3 protein-coding genes and 1 pseudogene are annotated in these 4,298 nt (G+C 30.1%); 2 read left to right on the top strand and 2 right to left on the bottom strand.

Annotated elements, in window-relative coordinates; genetic code table 11:
- Positions 1–314 precede the first annotated feature (314 nt).
- Both ACSHW5_RS16595 and ACSHW5_RS16590 read right to left on the bottom strand, forming a co-directional pair.
- Positions 315–563 carry a hypothetical protein gene (locus ACSHW5_RS16595; protein WP_435677261.1) on the bottom strand — a complete coding sequence of 83 codons (249 nt, stop codon included), beginning with the start codon at positions 561–563 and terminating at the stop codon, positions 315–317.
- Between the two features lie 363 nt (positions 564–926).
- Entirely contained in the window at positions 927–1,529 is a 603-nt protein-coding gene (locus tag ACSHW5_RS16590) for a transposase (protein WP_435677260.1), read from the bottom strand.
- A 131-nt stretch (positions 1,530–1,660) separates the two neighbouring features.
- Between ACSHW5_RS16590 and ACSHW5_RS16585 the strand changes: the two genes are divergently transcribed.
- On the top strand, positions 1,661–3,229 hold the full coding sequence (locus ACSHW5_RS16585) for a serine hydrolase (protein WP_435677259.1): 1,569 nt from the start codon (positions 1,661–1,663) through the stop codon (positions 3,227–3,229).
- A 1-nt stretch (position 3,230) separates the two neighbouring features.
- Positions 3,231–4,220, top strand: a pseudogene (locus ACSHW5_RS16580) (branched-chain amino acid transport system II carrier protein); the annotation flags it as partial.
- Between the last annotated feature and the right edge of the window lie 78 nt (positions 4,221–4,298).

The following is a 4,298-nucleotide window of genomic DNA, read 5'->3' as shown; positions in this document are numbered from 1 at the left end:
AAGGGCTACTAAATATTTAACCATTTTTCTGTAGCAATACTATCTATTTTTAGTTGATGCGAATCAATAAAATTTTCCTTTGTATCAAATTGATAAATTACTTTATCTTTTTCAATCGCAGATTTTTTATCTGAAATTATAGAAAAATAGGAACTCCACGGATAATCTGTTAGCTTTTAGTACTATTATGTTGAATACTGCGATTCCTTTTCCTTCATCAATATAAAAAACATTGGCGTTTTTGTAGACTAGAATCATTGTAAAAAATTAGAAATTACTCAACCCTGAAAGGGTTTAAAACCCTTTAAGGGCTACTAAATATTTAACCATTTTTCTGTAGCAATACTATCTATTTTTAGTTGATGCGAATCAATAAAATTTTCTTTTGTTTCAAATTGATAAATTACTTTATCTTTTTCAATCGCAGATTTTTTATCCGAAATTATTGAAAAGTAAGAACTCCAAGGATAATCTGTTAGCTTTAGTACTATTATGTTGAATACTGCGAATCCTTTTCCTTCATCAATATAAAAAATATTGGCGTTTTTGTAGACTAGAATCATAGAAACAAATTAGAAATTACTCAACCCTGAAAGGGTTTAAAACCCTTTAAGGGCTACTAAATATTTAACCATTTTTCTGTAGCAATACTATCTATTTTTAGTTGATGCGAATCAATAAAATTTTCCTTTGTATCAAATTGATAAATTACTTTATCTTTTTCAATCGCAGATTTTTTATCTGAAATTATAGAAAAAATAGGAACTCTAAGGATAATCTGTTAGCTTTTAGTACTATTATGTTGAATACTGCAATTCCTTTTCCTTCATCAATATAAAAAATATTGGCGTTTTTGTAGACTAGAATCATAGAAACAAATTAGAAATTACTCAACCCTGAAAGGGTTTAAAACCCTTTAAGGGCTACTAAATATTTAACCATTTTTCTGTAGCAATACTATCTATTTTTAGTTGATGCGAATCAATAAAATTTTCTTTTGTTTCAAATTGATAAATTACTTTATCTTTTTCAATCGCAGATTTTTTATCTGAAATTATAGAAAAATAGGAACTCCACGGATAATCTGTCAATTTTTTATCAAAGCCATGCTGAATAGGATTATTATGAATATATAAAATCAAATTTTTTAAATATGTTTCATCTTTTAATTCTATTCTTCGAAATAGTTTTTCTAGTAATGATCCATGCCGTTTATTTTGATTATTAATAGCTTGTACATAGGCATTAAAAAAATGAGAAAATTGTTGAGATGGTTTTTTAACTGCTTTTTCTGTATCAATAGAAAAGTTAGTACAAATTTCTACTTCCGTTCTAATTTTTACTAAAAAATGAAAATGATTTTTTAACAAACACCAAGCAAAAGTTTCCGCAACAGGAAAAATATATTTTTTATATAATTTTAAAAAATAGCGATAATTTTCATCAGAATAAAACAAATCTTCACCATTAATTCCTCTATTATAAATATGATAGAAGTGATCTAATTTAATGGTTTCTAATGCTCGCATTTTTAATTTTTATTAATATACCAGCTCTAAAAGGAGTTCAAATCCTTTTAGGGCTCATATAATATTTAAAAAATATCATATTTAAAGATATGAAAAATATGTATATTTCAAGGATAAAAATTACCTCTATAATGTACAACTTTAAACAAGCAACTTTTTTCGTTTTATTACTATTTATAACCTCTTTATTCACCCTAAAAAGCAACGCACAAATAGCAGAGAAAAAGCTCGATAATTTAGTAGAACAAACTTTAAAAACTTTTGATGTTCCGGGTATTTCTGTAGGTATTTTAAAAGACGGAAAAATAGTATATGCAAAGGGCAAAGGAGTTAGATCTTTAACTTCTAAAAAAGACATGAATGAAAATACTTTGGTTGGTATTGCTTCTAATAGTAAAGGGTTTACATGTTTTGCCTTGGCAATGATGGTAGATGCGGGCAAACTAAATTGGGATGATAAAGTAAGAAAACACATTCCAGAATTTCAATTGTATGATTCTTGGGTAACAGAACAATTTACCATCCGCGATTTGGTAACTCATAGAAGTGGAATGGGTTTAGGCGCCGGAGATTTAATGTTTTTACCAGAAAATAATAATTTTACAACACAAGACATCATCAACAATGTAAAATACTTGAAACCAGCATCCTCTTTCCGAAGTAAATTTGCTTATAATAACAACATGTTTATTATTGCCGGAGAAGTTTTAAAACGCGTAAGCGGACTTACTTGGACAGAATTTATTGAAACCAAAATAATGAAACCTGTTGGAATGACGAACAGTAAAGGGTCTTACAATAGAGTTACCAACAGAACAAATATAATAGACGCACATACAAGAGCAGACGGAAAAGTAATTCAAATTCCGCATGATTGGAGCGAAACTGCAAATCCTGCAGGAGGAATTATGAGCAACGTAACCGACATGCTTATTTGGGCAAATTTTTTAATGAATGATGCAGTTACTAAAAATGGAAAACGCTTGTTAAGTGAAACGGAATTTCATGAACTTTGGCAATTACAAACCCCTTTAAAAGTAGCAAAAAACGATTCTTACAATTCTAATTTTAGAGGATACGGCTTGGGTTGGTATTTAACGGATGTAAAAGGCGGTTACAAACAAGTGTATCACACAGGAGGCTTAATTGGTACAGTAACTCAGTTTACCATGATTCCTGATTTAGATTTGGCAATTGTTGTGCTTACAAACCAAATGAATGGAAAAGCTTTTAACACTATTACAAATACAATTAAAGACGCATACCTAGATTATAAAGATAGAGATTGGTTAAAAATTTACGGAACAAAAAACGCCAATTATTTAAAATACAACGATAGTATAAAAGCAACCGTTTATAGCAAAACTATTTTAGCCAAAGCGGATAAAAGTTTACCAAAACCCTCACAAATTGTAGGAACGTACAACGATGCTTGGTTTGGAAATATTATAATTTCTAATGATGGAAATTCTTACCAAATAAAATGTGAACGTTCTGCCACTTTAATTGGCGAATTGTTGCCTTACAACCAAACAACCTATGTTGCAAAATGGAACAATAGAAGTTATGATGCAGATGTTTTTATACAATTTTCTTTTGATGAAAAAGGAATCACCACAGGAGCAACTATGAAATTTATTGCGCCAATTACAGATTTTAGTTTCGACTTTAATCATTTAAACCTTAAAAAAGTAAATTAGCTTGAACAAAACAAAAGATATTTGGATTGCCGGTTTTGCTTTATTTTCGCTCTTTTTTGGCGCTGGAAATTTAATTTTACCACCAACTTTAGGTGTTAAGTCTGGTTCCGATTGGTGGATTGTTGTTTTAGGCTTTATCTTAACAGCCATCATTATTCCTATATTCGCCATTTTTGCGCATGCAAAACTACAAGGAACTCTGTATGATTTTGGGAAAAAAGTTTCACCGGTTTTTAGTACTGTTTTTTGTTTTTTAATTTATAGTATTGCGGCGGCAATTCCATCACCAAGAACTGCTGCAGTTACGCATGAAATGGCAATTCAACCGTTTTTTGATTCGCCACCTATTTTAACGAGTATTATTTACTTTGTTTTGGTGTTTATTTTTGCGGTAAATCGTTCTAAAATTATCAGTTTAATCGGTAAATTTTTAACGCCAATTATTGTCATTATTTTATTGGTAATTATTTCAATTGCCCTTTTTACTTCACCCGGAATTGTAAATCTTTCTACTTTTAAAAATCCTTTTGTAGACGGACTTTTAGAAGGATATCAAACTTTTGATGCTATTGCCGGTGTTGTTGTAGGAGCTGTTATAATTATCTCTTTAGATTATAGCAATCACAGCACTTTTTTCGAAAAAAGAACCTTAATTAGAAAAGCAGGTTATATAGCAGGAACTGGATTATTACTCATTTACGGAGGTTTAATTTTAAGCGGATCTTTATTCTCATCAACCTTTGCAGAAAATGCCTCAAGAATTGAAATTTTATCTGGCTTAAGCACACAAACTTTAGGGAATTTAGGAACCACGTTTTTAAGTATTTTAGTTGCCTTAGCTTGTTTTACAACCGCTGTTGGTATTGTTACCGGAACGGCAGATTATATAAAAGGAATTTGCAACAATTCTAAAACTGCATACATTATTACAGCGGCCATTGCATCTGTTGTTGGTATTATTGTGGGAAGTTATAATGTTGGCTTTATTATTGAACGTGAGTTCGAGCTAATCAATCGCAATACTCGGTAACATATTGGGTATTTTTATAGAAGGTTTTTTAGGTAAAAA

The organism is Polaribacter sp. (genome assembly GCF_051251875.1).
Lineage (GTDB): Bacteria > Bacteroidota > Bacteroidia > Flavobacteriales > Flavobacteriaceae > Polaribacter.
The sequence above is the reverse complement of the archived record's forward strand: the minus strand, read 5'-3'. Positions and strand labels throughout refer to the sequence as shown.